The organism is Planococcus ruber, assembly GCF_022819085.1.
Taxonomy (GTDB): domain Bacteria; phylum Bacillota; class Bacilli; order Bacillales_A; family Planococcaceae; genus Planococcus; species Planococcus ruber.
This window is the reverse complement of record NZ_JALHAG010000004.1, coordinates 127,349-142,988: the sequence shown is the minus strand read 5'-3', so window position 1 is coordinate 142,988 and position 15,640 is coordinate 127,349. Positions and strand designations below refer to the sequence as shown.

The following is a 15,640-nucleotide window of genomic DNA, read 5'->3' as shown; positions in this document are numbered from 1 at the left end:
TCCCTATTTCAGATATAAAAATTTTCTACATATTTAAGAAGAAAGTGATCCTCATGCGGCAACCTCAATTTTATTTGCGGAATTCTGAAGTTTGTTTGCAGAATACCTTGCGTTGTTTGCGAAATAAGGAAGCTTATTTGCGCAATAACCAAGTTTATTTGCGGAATAAACCACTTTGTTTGCGCAACCCACAAAAAATCCCCTCCCACAAAACGCAGAAGGGGAAATCCTTTATTCAAATGTAATGCGCGCCACTGTGTCTTTGTCTAATTTTTTGATGACTTCGACAATCAGTTTCACTGCGTTTTCGTAGTCGTCGCGGTGCAGGATGCCTGCGTGCGAGTGGATGTAGCGCGTTGCCACCCCGATCGATAATGCCGGTACGCCGTTTGCCGTTAAATGGATCGATCCGGCATCGGTTCCGCCGCCGGCAATCGTTTCGAATTGGTAAGGGATGCCGGCTTCTTCTGCCGTATCGACCACTAATTCACGCAAGCCGCGGTGCGAAACCATTGACGCGTCGAATAGAAGAATTTGAGGGCCAGCGCCCATTTTGCTAGTGGATTCCTGCTGGGTGATCCCTGGCGTATCGCCAGCAATGCCCACATCAACAGCAAAACCGATATCCGGCTGGATTTTAGCTGTTGCCGTTTTGGCTCCACGAAGGCCGACTTCTTCCTGGACCGTGCCGACACCGTAAACGACGTTCGGGTGGTCTTGGCCTTTCAATCCTTTTAGGACATCGATCGCGATGGCGCAGCCGATGCGGTTGTCCCAAGCTTTCGCCAACAGCATTTTTTCATTGTTCATCACGGTAAATTCGAAATACGGAGTCACCATATCTCCAGGAGCTACCCCCCACTCTTTTACTTCCTCGCGGGAAGACGCACCGATATCAATGAACATGTCTTTGATTTCGACCGGTTTTTTGCGGGCTTCCGGCGGTAAAATATGCGGCGGCTTTGAACCGATGACGCCGGTTACTTCTTTTCCGCTGCGCGTTGTGATCGTTACACGCTGCGCCAGCATTACTTGGCTCCACCAGCCGCCAAGCGGTTGGAATTTCAAAAAGCCTTTATCGTCAATTTGAGAAATCATGAAGCCGACTTCATCCAAATGTCCGGCAACCATGATTTTCGGTCCGTCTGCCAATCCTTCTTTTTTCGCGATCAAGCTGCCAAGACCATCTGTTTCAATTGAATCTGCATAAGGTTCTATGTATTTTTTCATCACTTCGCGGGATTGGCGTTCGTTGCCCGGCACCCCGTTAGCGTCTGTCAGTTCTTTCAGCATCAATACGGTTTCATCCATTTTAGCCATTATTTCGACCTCCTAAATATTTTTACTTTTTTATTATAATCGATGCGCTTTCTTTTATCAAAAAATTCGTTTAATACCCTTCTTTTTGGCGGCGATAATTCTCTTCGTTCTTCGCAAAATATGCCTCCAGTACGTCTTCGTAACTAAAGCCAAGGGCCGAAGCAATTCCGCCGTACCAGCTCCAAATTTCCTGATACGTGAACATGGAATGGTTGTCCATGAATTTCAAAATCTTTTCCTGCGTTCCGATGAAAAGTTCCGTTAAGTCGGCATGCTTGACCGCATCCGGCCATGTCTCCAATGTGCTCAAGTTTTTTTCAATCCCCAGCGACAGCAAGAAATGAATGGAATCGACGTATTCTTCCAGCAGAACTTCACGATCGGATGGTCCTTTTGTGCTCCAAAATTTAAAACAACGGGTTTCATTTGCAAGCTCCGCCAGTTCGATTAGCAGCGCCAAGCCTTTTTTTCGGAAAACGTCTTCTTCGATGCCACGATTTGTCTGGATGTAACGGTCCAATTCTTCCTGCATTTCGAATAATTGATGCAAGTTCATAAAAATCCTCCTTTTTTCAATAAAATCTTGAAACCAAAGTACTTTTCGTCCGTATTATACAGTAGAACCTATAGAGATGGGGGATTTCTCATGGCTTTTTTCATACGCCTCGTTGTCATCGCACTTATCATTTATTTATTTTACCGTTTAATCCGCTATGTAGTAGATCCGAAACGGAAATTGGACGCAGCCATTGAAGCGAACTCTTATTACTTTTATGATGATGTTAAAAACGTCCGCAAGAATTTTTTCATTACGCTGAGAGGCGCTGTATTTGAAGGCGAAAAATATTTAGGAACGACCGAAGATGCTTTTGAAGTCGTTTCCATTTTCGTATGGGCGGAAAATCCGGATAAGCTGCAAGGCTTCACAAAAGAAGATTTCTATTTCCTTGAAAAAGAAATCCAGATGAATTACCCCGCTGCCAAAATCAATTGGAAAAATCCGATCGAACAGTTAATGAAACAGTAAATCAAACAAAATTCAAGTAGCTCCAAACCAAAGCGGCTGCATCAATGACTGCGAGCATTAGGAAGCCTATACGGAAATTGGTGTGCCGGGTCTTATGGCGGAACCACATCATGCCCATATAGGCGCCGATGCCGCCTCCTAGAATCGCAACAGACCATAGGTTTTTCTCTGGTATTCGCTGGCCCCGGCGCTGCGCTTGGGTTTTATCCACTTTCATCATAATAAGCGCCAGCAGCGAAAGCACGGTAAAGTATCCGGCAATGATTAAAAACAACTGAATCCCTCCATGAAAAAAAGACTGACGAAATTCGTCAGTCTTTTGTTTTTGAAATTATTTCGCTACTGCTTTTTTTGCAGCATCTACAAGTGCTGTGAAAGCTGCTGCATCAGATACAGCGATTTCAGCTAGCATTTTGCGGTTGATGTCGATTCCAGCAACTTTAAGACCGTGCATTAGACGGCTGTATGAAATATCGTTCATACGAGCTGCTGCGTTGATGCGCGTGATCCATAGTTTACGGAAATCACGTTTTTTGTTGCGGCGGTCACGGTAAGCATAGTTACCTGACTTCATTACCTGCTGGTTTGCTACTTTGAAAAGGATGTGCTTTGCACCATAATAACCTTTTGCTAATTTAATGACCTTTTTCCGACGCTGGCGCGTCACTGTTCCACCTTTTACGCGTGGCATATCACATTACCTCCTGCTTGAATATATAAAATTCGATTTTTTGTTCGTGTGTTTGTCTTGTCCAGACTCCAACGGCCAGATTCTCGGACATAAGCCGACTCGGCTGTGCGGCAAAGAACGCCGCTTCGCCGATTCATCTTATGCCTTTCGAATCTGAACAGCCGTTTCCGCTTTTCTTACTTCATGTTATAGATAAGAGATTTGATGCGTTTCAAGTCGCCTGCAGAAACAAGTTTCCCTTTACGTAGGTGACGTTTTTGCTTAGTCGATTTGTTTGCAAATAAGTGGCTTGTGTGTGAACGGTTGCGTTTTACTTTACCAGTTCCAGTTTTCTTGAAACGTTTCATCGCACCGCGGTGGCTTTTCATTTTCGGCATTTCGAGTTCCTCCTAAACAATTGATCTGTTATTCTTTTTCGTTAACTGGCGCTAGCATCAAGAACATGCTGCGGCCATCCATTTTAGGGCGCTGTTCAACCGTTGCAACTTCCTTGCATGCTTCTGCGAAGCGTTCAAGGACGCGCTGTCCGATTTCTTTGTGCGTAATCGCACGGCCTTTAAAGCGGATTGAAGCTTTGACTTTGTCCCCTTTTTCAAGGAACTTAATCGCATTGCGAAGTTTCGTGTTAAAATCATGGTCGTCGATTGAAGGGCTTAAACGCACTTCTTTTACAACGATGACTTTCTGATTTTTACGGATTTCGCGGTCTTTCTTTTGTTGTTCGAACTTGAACTTACCATGGTCCATAATGCGTGCGACCGGTGGCTTAGCTTGAGGAGCCACTAGTACAAGATCCAAGTTGACACGTGCAGCAATTTCAAGTGCTTCGTTACGTGTTTTAATACCGAGTTGCTCACCGTTCTGATCAATAACCCGTAACTCACGTGCACGAATACCTTCATTTACATTGATGTCTTTGCTAATATTAATCCACCTCCGGATAGTGTCGCGAATAGCTTAACATGTGTAACCGACCGTGTCGGCTTACAGGTCCGATCCAAAACAAAAGCGGATGGGCCTCGTTCGGCCCACCCGCAATTTATGACAGCACGCCGCAGCGTGAAAAAGTCAAAATCGTGTCTACCTGCCAACAACTGGTCGATCAGGTGAGAAGCGGGTGCTCCTGCTTGCACATATAAGTATTCTATAACCTTATTCATAATACCATGCACATATTAGCATGTCAACCCTTTAGCGAAGTTCGCTTTGGATCAGTTTCAAGAAATCATCGAACGGCATGCTTTCGGATTTTTGTTCGCCGTATTTGCGGACGTTGACCGAACCGTTTTCGACTTCCTGGTCGCCAAGCACCAGCATATACGGAACTTTTTGCATTTGCGCTTCGCGGATCTTGTAGCCAAGCTTCTCATCGCGTTCGTCGATATCGACGCGCAACCGGTGGGATTGCAATTTCTCTTGGATGTTTTTAGCGTAGTCGCTATGGGCATCAAGCGAAACCGGAATCACTTCCACTTGGACCGGCGCCAGCCAAGTCGGGAATGCGCCTTTGTATTCTTCGATCAAGAAAGCCACAAACCGTTCCATAGTTGAAACGACGCCGCGGTGGATAACGACTGGGCGGTGCTGTTTGCCGTCTTCTCCGATATAGCTCAAATCGAAGCGTTCAGGCAGCAAGAAGTCGAGTTGGACAGTCGACAATGTTTCTTCTTTGCCGAGCGCAGTTTTCACTTGGACATCGAGTTTCGGACCGTAGAATGCCGCTTCGCCTTCCACTTCTACATAATCCAGGCCAAGATCGTCCATCGCTTCTTTCAGCATAGACTGTGCACGTTCCCACATTGCGTCATCGTCAAAGTATTTTTCTTTATCCGCTGGGTCACGGTAAGAAACGCGGAACGAATAATCTTTCAAATCAAAGTCTTTGTATACGTCGATGACCAAGTTGACGACGCGTTTGAATTCGTCTTTGATTTGGTCCGGGCGCACAAAAATATGCGCATCGTTCAACGTCATGCCGCGAACGCGTTGAAGGCCGGACAACGCACCTGACATTTCGTAGCGGTGCATCAACCCAAGTTCCGCTATGCGGATCGGCAATTGGCGGTAAGAATGGATGCCTTGTTTAAAGATCATCATATGGTGCGGGCAGTTCATCGGACGAAGAACCAATTCCTCGTTGTCCATCTGCATGACCGGGAACATATCTTCCTGGTAATGGTCCCAGTGGCCGCTTGTTTTATAAAGGTCGACGCTTCCCATAACCGGAGTATAGACGTGGTCATACCCTAAGCTTTCCTCTTTATCGACGATATAGCGTTCGATGATGCGGCGGATTGTTGCGCCTTTTGGCAGCCACATCGGCAAGCCTTGCCCTACTTTTTGGGAGTTCATGAATAAATTCAATTCTTTCCCGATTTTACGGTGGTCGCGTTCTTTCGCTTCTTCGAGCATTTCAAGATGCGCTTTCAACTCTTCTTTTTTGAAGAAAGCAGTTCCGTAGATGCGCTGCAGCATTTTGTTGTCGCTGTCGCCTCTCCAGTATGCACCCGCAACGCTCAGCAATTTGAATTCTTTCAATTTGCCTGTGGACGGTACGTGGATGCCGCGGCATAGATCGAAAAATTCGCCTTGTTCGTAGATCGACACTTGCTCATCTTCCGGAATCGCTTCTAAAAGCTCCAATTTGTACGGATCTTCGATCGCCGCAAAACGTTCTTGCGCTTCAGCGCGAGATACGTCATGGCGGACGATTTCAATATTTTCATTGATGATTTTTTTCATTTCCTTTTCGATTGCCGGCAAATCTTCCGCTGAAATCGACTCTTCTGTATCAATATCGTAGTAGAAGCCGTTTTCAATCACCGGGCCGACGCCAAGTTTTGCATCCGGATAAAGGCGTTTGATCGCCTGTGCCAATAAATGAGCCGAGGAATGGCGAAGGATTTCCAGCGCTTCATCGGATTCCGGTGTGATGATCGCAATGCTGCCGTCTTCTGAAATCGGTGATTTCAAATCAATCAAATGTTCGCCTACTTTACCAGCAAGTGCTTTCTTTCGAAGGCCCGGGCTGATCGATTGTGCAATTTCTTCAGTTGTTGTGCCTTTTGGAAACTCCTTTACTGCGCCGTCTGGAAATGTTAATTGGATCATGTCTGACATTCTGCTCTCTCCTTTTTTATGTTCTAGGCCGAGCATCTAGCCTTATTTCGCGGCTTCCAAGATGCCTGCCCCAAATGAAACCAATAAAAAAAAGCCTCATCCCAAAGGGACGAAGCTTAAGTTCGTGGTTCCACCCTTCTTCTATCCTGGACGGACGTATCCTGTCCAAAACGAAGCTCTGCATCGGCTAACGGGCCGGTACCGTCAATTGCTACTGGAAAATTTCACAATTGCTGCTCAAAGGTGGTAAGTGTTTTTGCCGTACTGGGAAGCTTTCAGCCAGGGCCTCCCTCTCTATGAGCCGTACAAATCCACTCTTGTCCTTGTCAACGCATTAGTTTGTATCGATTGTTTTTACTATACGACGAAAACTTTAAAAAGACAACACCTTGATGGATTAAATTCTGCGGTTTCGTCCGTCCAGTTTGACCGGAGTTGTTAATGCACGGATGCGCTCCATCACACGCGCCGCTTTTAGGTCTTCCTTTTCGCCGCGCTGGGAATACGTCAAATGGTGCTGAAGTTCTGAATAGCTGAAATTCGACGTCATGAAAGTCGGCAGCTTTTCAGCCATCCGGTAATGAAGGATCGTGCCAAGCACTTCATCCCGCGTCCAGCTCGACATTGCTTCTGCTCCGATATCATCCAGCATTAAGACATCCGCTTTTTTTACATAATCCACTTTTTCCTGCAAGGTCTGGTCGCCGATCGCCTGTTTCATTTCACGCATGAATTCAGGAACGAAGACCAAAACCGATTTAATATTTTTCTCAGCCAATGCATTTGCCACTGCACTCAGCAAATAGGATTTGCCGATGCCGAATTTCCCGTAAAGGTAGATGCCTTTTTCCGGAAGTTCGCCCGGCCCCTTAGTGGCATCAAGGAAAGAATCGACGGCATTGAACGCTTCTACGCGGCTCGCATCCAGCTCAAATCCGGACAAAGTCGCTTCCATTACTTCTTTCGGCATATACATGCTATGGATCAATGAAGAAGCACGGCGTTTGTTGTCGTGCTCGTTCTTTAAGCGGCACGGCGTATAAGAAATCCCGATATTGCTGCGCTCTAGAACCAAGTTCGGTTCAAATCCTTTCAAATGATTGATGCAGGCTCCAAGGTTCGGACATTTATTGCAGTCATGGGACTGGTCGATGTATTCATACAGCTTGCCCATGCCTTTATCGACGATGCTTTTATCAATTTCCGAAGAATGTTCATCTAAAAAATGCTGAACGCCTGGATGCTCCAGCACTTCCTGCCGCATCGCATTGTAGCGCTCGGAAAAAGCAGGGGCATTCACGACACGTTTCAATGTCTCCCGGATCGGTTCCATTTAATCACCCTTACCTTTCTTCATCGCATATTTCGCTAATAGTTTTTGTTTTGCCGCTTCGAGGTCTTCAGAGTTGTCCGCCTCTTTTGGGGGCTGAACCTCATCTTTTTTATAAAACCATTCCGGCAATTTTTCTTCCCTTACCGGTTTCCGGCTGGAAGAAGAGCTTCTCGTTTTTGCTGCCGGAGATCCTTCCGATTTCCATTTCAAATACTGCTCGTGCTCAATGCGCGCAAGCTCCATCGCTTCTTTTGCCGTTTTGATATTTTTTCGAAGCCAGTGGGACGCCAATTTTTCTACATAAGCCTTAGTCAGTTTCATATCCGTCCGCAGCAGGACATATTGCAGCAGGACATTCACGACAGCGGGCTCCATGCCATGCTGGATAACCAGCTGATTCGCGAGCTGTACATCTGCCGGCAAAGGTTCCTTGCCATTTGCAATATCCCGCAGCACTTCGACCGGAGAAGCCGACTCCAGATAATCGATCAATTCGTCTTCTTTTGTTTTCGGCGCTTCTTTTTTGGCCGTTTCTTTTTTCTTCACTTGCACCAATTGAGGCGCTGTGGTGGCTACCGTCAATTTGTAATAATCAGCGGCTGCCCGCTTCAAACCTTCAAGCGTCAGTTTATAGTCATCATCAATGGCGAGCAGAATGACTTTCTGCATTTCAAGCGGCCCCCAGCTGTAGAGGAATGCCAGTTTTTCAATGAGCTCGCGGATGCTCGCTGTCAGCACTTTGTGCGGCACCAATTGCTCTGACAACCCTTGGCGCAATAAAGAAAAATCAAATTCCGCTTCCGTTTCATACGAACCTTTTTTGCGTTCCTGCAAGTCATCCGTCCCGGAAGGATAGCCTGCTTTCGCATGGACCGGCTGAAAGATATCGGTAAATGTACGTGACACTTCCGCATAGCCTTCCAATACTTCCCGGTGGACCACAAATCGGTCCCTTACTTTGCGATAAGTCGTTTCCCCCACTTTGCTGAAAAGAAACATCGACAGCAGCGGATCGGCAAAAAAACTTTTCGGATCAAGCGGCGGACAAAGTTCGTAGACAAACGAACGGTTTTCCTGGTCTTTGCGGTACGTTTTCAACAACCCAATGGCTTCCAATTGAATACGTGATTCAAAAATCCGCGAAATGGATACGCCAAGTGTGTTCATTAATACGTAATGCGTTGCTTCTTGCGCGCTTTCTTCCCCTTCCGCCCACAGCGTCAAGTAAAAAGCGATGGCTTCTGCACCGACCAGCGGCTGGTAGAGGAGCGTCAACAACTGGCGGTCATAATTGGAAAAAGGATACGGCATGAGAATTCGGAAGGAATCTGCAGGCTGAAGTTCGTTATACAGGGCTGTCATAATCCACCGCCTTACTCGGACTTCTTGTCATCCGGACTCTTTTTCAATAAATCCTTCAATTCATCGATAAATACGGTAATGTCTTTAAACTGGCGATACACCGATGCAAATCGAACATAAGCGACTTCATCGATGCCAGCTAAACGGTCCATGACCAATTCACCGACTTCCTCTGATTTTACTTCGGCATTTCCCTGTCGCCGAAGGTCTTTCTCAATATCGAATACAACGCTTTCAAGAACTTCCAGTGAAACCGGGCGTTTTTCACAAGCACGGATCAAGCCTCTCAACACTTTTTCGCGGCTGAACTCTTCGCGCGATCCATCTTTCTTCACCACAATCAATGGCATCTCTTCCACTTTTTCGAACGTCGTATAACGATAGCCGCAAGCTTCACATTCCCTGCGCCTTCTTATGGACTTCATATCATCAACTGGCCGCGAATCTACTACGCGTGTACCATTATGCTGGCAAGCCGGACATTTCATTTCGACATCTCCCTAAACTTTCTATCTGTTTTTTCTAGTATAACAAAATTTCTTTAGGAAAATAGAAAAAGCAGAGGAATTTATCCCCTGCTTGCTGTTTTTCAAAATAATGGATTATACAGTTACTGAAACTTTTGTTTCTCCAGCGCCAACTGGACCCATGCCGCGCGGCAATTCGGTCACTTCACTCGTTTGCGAGTTCAGCGCTTCAGCGATATACTTCGCTGCAATTGTCGGATCAAGATCTCCGCAAGTATAAACATCTACACTTGCATAGCCGTGCTCCGGAAAACTGTGGATTGTCAAATGCGATTCGGAAATGATTACAACTCCGCTTACACCTTGAGGTGCAAATTTATGAAAAGCTACTTCTCTGATTTCCGCTCCGGATTTCAGTGCTGCATCAACAAAAGTTTGTTCGATATAATCCATATCGTTTAATTTGTCAAAATCACACTGCCAAAGTTCTGCAATTACGTGACGTCCCATTGTTTCCATGGTTCGTTTCCCCCTTTGATATCATTTTGTTTTCGTGCTCAAAATATTCAAAGTTGACTACCACGGGGGAAAGTTAGTCCAAAGAGGTCCTAACCCTTTAAGCAGTCATGTGAATAAAACACATGCTTCCTAAACGCCTTCATGAAGTTCCATGAACACATAGAAGCTGGTAGTTAATTTTCAACTACGAATGTTAGTATAAGGTGTATCTGTATGAAATGCAATAAATTTAATTCAAGTTTTTTTCAGTGGCGTCGAGACCCGCCAAAGACATAGAAATGCCGCGTTTCCTGAAAAAGAAACGCGGCATTTTCGGGTTAAGCTTCAGCGAAGACTAAAGCATCCGCTACTTTTTTCGTCAAATCAATGACGCGTGCAGAATAGCCCCATTCATTATCATACCAGGCAAGAACTTTCACTTTGCGTTTGCCGATCACCATCGTAGAAAGTCCGTCAATTACTGCCGACTTCGGATTGGTGTTGAAATCCACTGATACCAATGGTTCCATCGTGAGCGCCAAAATCCCATCCAAACCTTCTTCAGAGGCTTTGATAAAGGCTTCGTTCACTTCATCAACCGTCACATCCCGCTCTAAATCCACTACTAGATCCACTAACGAGACGTTCGGAGTCGGCACACGCAGCGCCATTCCATGAAGCTTTCCTTCGAGTTCCGGCAAGACCAATGACAGCGCTTTCGCAGCACCGGTAGAAGTAGGGATAATCGACTGGCTGCACGCACGCGCGCGTCTCAAATCCTTATGCGGGTTATCCAGGTTTTTCTGGTCGTTTGTAAAAGAATGAACAGTCGTCATGAGGCCATTTTCAATGCCGAATGCGTCGTTCAATACTTTTGCGACAGGGGCAAGGCAGTTGGTCGTGCAGCTGGCATTGGAAATGATGCTATGTTCATCGACGTTGAATTTGTCTTCATTGACCCCCATCACAATGGTGATATCTTCGTCTTTTCCTGGTGCGGTCAATATGACTTTTCGAGCTCCCGCATCTAAATGAAGCGCCGCTTTTTCTCGCGAATTAAATTTGCCGGTTGCTTCGATTACGATGTCGATGTCCATTTCTTTCCACGGGAGATTCAAAGGATCTCTTTCGTTAACGAGTTGAACTCGTTTGCCGTTAACGATTAATGCGTCTTCCTCGGAAGAGACGTCACCCATAAAGGTGCCGTGATTTGTGTCATACTTAATAAGATGCGCGAGAGTTTCAGCAGGGTATCCGGCATTTACAGCACTGATTTTAATGTCGTCCATTAAAATTGCCTGTCTGAAAACCATGCGGCCAATACGGCCAAATCCGTTAATCGCAATAGAAATTGTCATTTTATGAGACCCCCATTTAAATAAGTCATACTGTTGATTTTTAATTTCTTATATAGTATAACACATTTACTGTTTTATGGAACCTTTAATTCGAACCCAATAAAAAAAGCCGGGCGACTGGCACCCGGCTTCGACTTTTCATGTTTTTGGATTGATTTTCAGCATTCACAATAACTATAAATAGGCTGCTTCGATAGTCGACAAGCCTATTATCCCGTTTTATTCTCTTCCCAATTGAACCTGCCAGTTATCCAAGATGCGGTTCAGCTGCCATTTTGTTTCATCAAAAGTGCCGTTGTTGTAAATGACCGCGTCGGCCCCTTCTTCTTTCACCGACATCGGCAATTGAGAAGCGATGCGCGCACGCGCTTCCTTCTCGTTAAGCCCGTTTCGCTCCATTAATCGTTTCAACTGATTCTCTTCCGTTACACTGACAACCAAAATTTTATCGACGAAATGCTGGAGCCGGCTTTCAAAGAGCAATGGGATGTCCATAATAATCGTTTCATGCCCCTGCTCCAGAAGTTCGCTGCGCTGCCGGAGCATTTCCTGCCGGATGGCCGGATGGATGACGTCGTTTAAACTTTTGCGGCTAGCCGGATCGTTAAAAATCAATTCGCCGACTTTGGCACGGTCCATCGTGCCGTCCTCTTTGATGACATCTTGTCCGAACAAAGCGGCGATTTTCACTAACGTTTCTTGCCCCGGCTCGACCACTAACCGCGCTACTTGATCGGCATCAATAATGGGATATCCTAATTCTTCAAGCATTTTCGAAACGGTGCTTTTTCCGCTCGCAATGCTGCCAGTCAGTCCTATAATCATTTTCTCGTCCTCACTTTTGGCAGGTCGGGCAGTAGACTGAAGTTCTTCCGCCAATTTGCAGAGACTTCGTCATGCTGCCGCATTCCATGCATTGTTTTTTGCCGTACATGCCAAAACGGTTCTGCATATTGCCAGATTCCCCATTGACATTGCGGTAGTCTGAAATCGTGCTTCCCCCTGCATCGATGCTTTCCAGCAAAATCGCAACAATCGTCTCGAACAGTTCAATTTTCCGCGTTCTGCTGATTCGTTTTGCTGCCCGGTTCGGATGGATTTTCATTTTGAACAGCGCTTCGGTTGCGTAGATATTCCCGCAGCCCGATATGACCTGTCCGTCCATGATCACTTCTTTGATCGGTTTATTTTGGTATTTTGGGCTTTCGGCCATTTGAAGAAAATGCGCCATGGCCCTTTCTTCGAATGGTTCCGGAGCCATCAAAAGCAGCGGCGGAAAGTCCGCTTCTTCTTTTAATACCCGCATTTCGCCAAAACGGCGGATATCGGAAAATGCCAATAAATTGCCGTCGCTCAGAGTCAGCACCACATGGACATGCTTGCGGAACTTCTCTTCCCCGATCGACAGCAGGCTGTCGACATAAAACCATGCCCCAGACATGCCGAGATGATTGACCAGCAAAAACTCGCCATCTTTTTTTAATGTAAAATAAATGTATTTGCTGCGCCGTTCTACGCCGATGATCTGTGCGCCCATCAACCGGCTGATAAACAAGTCTGTCTCCATCCGTTTGATGATCGCTTCCTTGCCGCTCGTTTTTGAAATCCGGATCGTATCCGAAACGAATACTTCCTCGATTCTCTTGCCGAGGGCAGCAGGCCGGATCTGGCGGACGACGCCTTCAACTTCTGGAAGTTCAGGCATTCAAAAGCCTCCTGTTATTTTGTATCGTACCACGTATCGCCAAAGGCAAAGTCCACTTTCAGCGGAACATTCAACTCAACGGCATGCTCCATTACTTGCGGAACCAATTCCTTCAACTTCTCCAATTCTTCCGGCGGCGCTTCGAAAATCAATTCATCGTGCACTTGCAGAAGCATACGCGTTTTTAGCCCTTCGCGCTCCAGAGCATCGGCCATGTCAATCATCGCTTTCTTGATGATATCAGCAGCACTTCCCTGAATCGGCGTATTCATCGCGGTCCGTTCTGCAAAGCTGCGCAAATTGAAGTTCGAACTTGTAATATCCGGCAAATAGCGTCGGCGGTTCATAAGCGTCGTCACAAAACCGTTCTTCTTCGCACCTGCCACGACATCATTCATATACCCTTTCACTCCCGGGAAGCTCGCAAAATACCGGTCAATAAAAGCTTGCGCTTCTTTTCGGGTAATATTCAAATTCTGGGAAAGGCCATAATCGCTGATTCCGTAGACGATCCCGAAGTTGACCGCTTTTGCCGCACGGCGCATATCGCCGGTCACTTCCTCTGCCGGAACATGGAACACATCCATGGCCGTCGTCGTATGGATGTCCCGGTCGTTTTTGAACGCCTCGATCAGCCGCTCATCTTTCGACATTTCTGCTAGGACGCGCAATTCAATCTGCGAATAATCGGCAGCGACCATTACCCATCCCGGGAATGAGGGAATAAAGGCTTTTCGGATTTTCCGTCCCTCTTCTAACCGCACAGGAATGTTCTGGAGGTTCGGGTTGATGGAACTCAAACGTCCTGTCGTCGTCAAGGCTTGCTGGAAACGCGTATGAACTTTGCCGTCTTCATGGATTTCTTTCAACAGCCCTTCGATATACGTAGAAAGGATTTTCCCAAGCTGGCGGTATAGAAGGATGTGTGAAATGATTTCGTGCTGTCCGTTTAGCTTTTCCAATACATCCGCTGCTGTCGAATAGCCGGTTTTTGTTTTCTTGAGAACCGGCAGCCCCAGCTTTTCAAAAAGAACCATACCTAATTGCTTCGGTGAATTGATGTTGAATTCTTCACCCGCCAAACTGTGGATCTCCGATTCGATTTTCACCAGTTTGCCGGATAATTCCTCTCCCATAGCCAGCAATTGCTCTTTATCCACGGTGACGCCAAGCGACTCCATGGCACCTAGTATCGTGGCAAGCGGCAATTCCAAATTGCGGTACAGATCGTATTGCTCATTTTCTTGTAATTTATTCAACACGAGCGGCCGCACAGCCCAGATCGTACGGGCTTTCCTTGCAATGTGCTCATGCAGAACCGCATCGGCCGGCACGGCTTTTTTAGCGCCTTTTCCGTAAATCTGTTCGTTTTGGGAAACTTCGCTGTAGCCGTATTCTTGAACGATATTCGCCAAGTCGGTATAAGTCAGCGAAGGGTTGACAATGTAGGCTCCGAGCATCAAATCGAAATCCACGCCGTCCACTTCGACGCCGCAGCGGAAAAAGGCTGCTGTCGATGCTTTGGAATCCGACATGTATTTCTTCTTCGTATCATCTTTAAACCAATCTTTGAACGCCTGCGATTCTTTGATGACGTCCATCGGAATCACATAGGTTTTTTCAGCTGTGGCAAGCGAAACGCCGAGCAAATCGCACGTATGGTACTGCTCATCGTATAATTCCAAATGGACAGCCATTTCATCTTCCAGAATCGATGCATCAATTTCGCTCAGCACTTCAAAAGTCAATTCTTCCTTTTCGGTCTCTTCTGCGGTGTATTCCATCTTTTCCAGCAACGATTTAAACGCCAATTCATTCCAGACCTTCACCAGTTCATCCTGGTCCGGCCCGCCGTAAGAAAGTTCATCGACCGCGATTTCAATCGGCGCTTGGCGCTCGATGGTTGCCAGCTTTTTGCTGATCAATGCCAAGTCTTTATTCGCTTCAAGCTTTTCCTTCAACTTGCCTTTTTGCTGGTCAATGGCTTCATAAACACCTTCCACAGTGCCATGGGCCGCAAGCAATTTAAGCGCGGTTTTCTCGCCTACTCCCGGCACCCCGGGAATATTATCTGAAGCGTCGCCCATCAGGCCTTTCATATCGATGATTTGCTCTGGCGTCAAGCCGTACTTTTCTTTAATGTGTTCTACCGTGTATTTCTCAATATCGGTAATACCTTTACGTGTGATGTAGACCGTCGTCGACGGAGAAGCGAGCTGCGTCAAGTCTTTATCGCCGGAAATGACAATCACTTCGTCACCGGCTCGTTCAGCTTCTAAACTCAATGTGCCGATAATGTCGTCCGCCTCGTAATTCGGCAATTCGTACCGTTTGATGCGGTAGGCATCGATCAGTTTTCTCAAATAAGGGAATTGCTCAGATAACTCAGGCGGCGTTTTTTGGCGCCCTCCCTTGTATTCACTGAACGTTTCATGCCGGAAAGTCGTTTTTCCTGCATCGAATGCCACGATCATGTGCGTCGGCTGCTCTTCTTCAAGGATTCTCTGAAGCATCATTGTAAACCCGTAGACTGCATTTGTATGGATGCCGTGTTCGTTCGTAAGCAAAGGCAGCGCAAAAAATGCGCGGTAAGCCAAACTGTTTCCGTCCAATAATAGAATTTTCTTCGCCACAATATTACCCCTCTCACTACTGACGATCTTCAAAAAGAATCGTTCATCTGCTTCGCCAAAATTTTTGGCGGCTTTTATGTCTTCGATGAAAATAAATAAGCCATCATTCCTATCATTTTACCATGC

Annotated in this window: 16 protein-coding genes; 1 reads left to right on the top strand and 15 read right to left on the bottom strand. The window is 46.3% G+C overall.

Annotated features, from left to right (window positions below; all coding sequences use genetic code 11):
- Nucleotides 1-231 precede the first annotated feature (231 nt).
- Nucleotides 232-1,320 carry a M42 family metallopeptidase gene (locus tag MTR82_RS08600; protein WP_052651985.1) on the bottom strand — a complete coding sequence of 363 codons (1,089 nt, stop codon included), beginning with the start codon at nucleotides 1,318-1,320 and terminating at the stop codon, nucleotides 232-234.
- Nucleotides 1,321-1,390: 70 nt separating this feature from the next.
- Nucleotides 1,391-1,876, bottom strand: coding sequence for a dUTP diphosphatase (locus tag MTR82_RS08595; protein ID WP_246808715.1), 486 nt, complete (start codon nucleotides 1,874-1,876; stop codon nucleotides 1,391-1,393).
- 90 nt (nucleotides 1,877-1,966) lie between these two features.
- On the opposite strand from MTR82_RS08595, the gene MTR82_RS08590 reads away from it, so the two are divergent.
- Nucleotides 1,967-2,347, top strand: coding sequence for a hypothetical protein (locus MTR82_RS08590; protein WP_052651987.1), 381 nt, complete (start codon nucleotides 1,967-1,969; stop codon nucleotides 2,345-2,347).
- Between the two features lies 1 nt (nucleotide 2,348).
- Here the strand turns inward: MTR82_RS08590 and MTR82_RS08585 are convergent, their stop codons facing one another.
- The 13 genes from MTR82_RS08585 to polA form a co-directional block, all read right to left on the bottom strand.
- Entirely contained in the window at nucleotides 2,349-2,621 is a 273-nt protein-coding gene (locus MTR82_RS08585) for a DUF1294 domain-containing protein (protein ID WP_246808714.1), read from the bottom strand.
- A gap of 57 nt (nucleotides 2,622-2,678) precedes the next feature.
- Nucleotides 2,679-3,038 (bottom strand): 50S ribosomal protein L20, encoded by a 360-nt coding sequence (gene rplT / locus MTR82_RS08580; protein WP_052651989.1) that lies wholly within the window; start codon nucleotides 3,036-3,038, stop codon nucleotides 2,679-2,681.
- Between the two features lie 176 nt (nucleotides 3,039-3,214).
- Nucleotides 3,215-3,415 (bottom strand): 50S ribosomal protein L35, encoded by a 201-nt coding sequence (gene rpmI / locus MTR82_RS08575; protein WP_033541514.1) that lies wholly within the window; start codon nucleotides 3,413-3,415, stop codon nucleotides 3,215-3,217.
- A 28-nt stretch (nucleotides 3,416-3,443) separates the two neighbouring features.
- Nucleotides 3,444-3,950, bottom strand: coding sequence for a translation initiation factor IF-3 (gene infC / locus MTR82_RS08570; RefSeq protein ID WP_040852855.1), 507 nt, complete (start codon nucleotides 3,948-3,950; stop codon nucleotides 3,444-3,446).
- A gap of 279 nt (nucleotides 3,951-4,229) precedes the next feature.
- The gene (gene thrS / locus MTR82_RS08565) at nucleotides 4,230-6,158 is read right to left on the bottom strand and encodes a threonine--tRNA ligase (RefSeq protein WP_052651990.1); all 1,929 of its coding nucleotides are present in this window, start codon (nucleotides 6,156-6,158) and stop codon (nucleotides 4,230-4,232) included.
- 397 nt (nucleotides 6,159-6,555) lie between these two features.
- Nucleotides 6,556-7,491: a primosomal protein DnaI gene (gene dnaI, locus MTR82_RS08560; protein ID WP_246808713.1), complete on the bottom strand. Its 936-nt coding sequence runs from the start codon at nucleotides 7,489-7,491 to the stop codon at nucleotides 6,556-6,558.
- Nucleotides 7,492-8,853 carry a replication initiation and membrane attachment family protein gene (locus MTR82_RS08555; RefSeq protein ID WP_246808712.1) on the bottom strand — a complete coding sequence of 454 codons (1,362 nt, stop codon included), beginning with the start codon at nucleotides 8,851-8,853 and terminating at the stop codon, nucleotides 7,492-7,494.
- Nucleotides 8,854-8,864: 11 nt separating this feature from the next.
- Nucleotides 8,865-9,341 carry a transcriptional regulator NrdR gene (nrdR, locus tag MTR82_RS08550; RefSeq protein WP_052651993.1) on the bottom strand — a complete coding sequence of 159 codons (477 nt, stop codon included), beginning with the start codon at nucleotides 9,339-9,341 and terminating at the stop codon, nucleotides 8,865-8,867.
- A 114-nt stretch (nucleotides 9,342-9,455) separates the two neighbouring features.
- Entirely contained in the window at nucleotides 9,456-9,839 is a 384-nt protein-coding gene (gene speD / locus MTR82_RS08545) for an adenosylmethionine decarboxylase (protein ID WP_246808711.1), read from the bottom strand.
- A 317-nt stretch (nucleotides 9,840-10,156) separates the two neighbouring features.
- The gene (locus MTR82_RS08540) at nucleotides 10,157-11,176 is read right to left on the bottom strand and encodes a glyceraldehyde-3-phosphate dehydrogenase (protein WP_052651995.1); all 1,020 of its coding nucleotides are present in this window, start codon (nucleotides 11,174-11,176) and stop codon (nucleotides 10,157-10,159) included.
- A gap of 219 nt (nucleotides 11,177-11,395) precedes the next feature.
- Nucleotides 11,396-12,001, bottom strand: a complete 606-nt coding sequence (gene coaE, locus MTR82_RS08535; RefSeq protein ID WP_052651996.1) for a dephospho-CoA kinase — start codon at nucleotides 11,999-12,001, stop codon at nucleotides 11,396-11,398.
- Between the two features lie 10 nt (nucleotides 12,002-12,011).
- Nucleotides 12,012-12,881: a bifunctional DNA-formamidopyrimidine glycosylase/DNA-(apurinic or apyrimidinic site) lyase gene (gene mutM, locus MTR82_RS08530; RefSeq protein ID WP_052651997.1), complete on the bottom strand. Its 870-nt coding sequence runs from the start codon at nucleotides 12,879-12,881 to the stop codon at nucleotides 12,012-12,014.
- Nucleotides 12,882-12,895: 14 nt separating this feature from the next.
- Entirely contained in the window at nucleotides 12,896-15,517 is a 2,622-nt protein-coding gene (gene polA / locus MTR82_RS08525) for a DNA polymerase I (RefSeq protein WP_052654550.1), read from the bottom strand.
- Nucleotides 15,518-15,640: the final 123 nt, after the last annotated feature.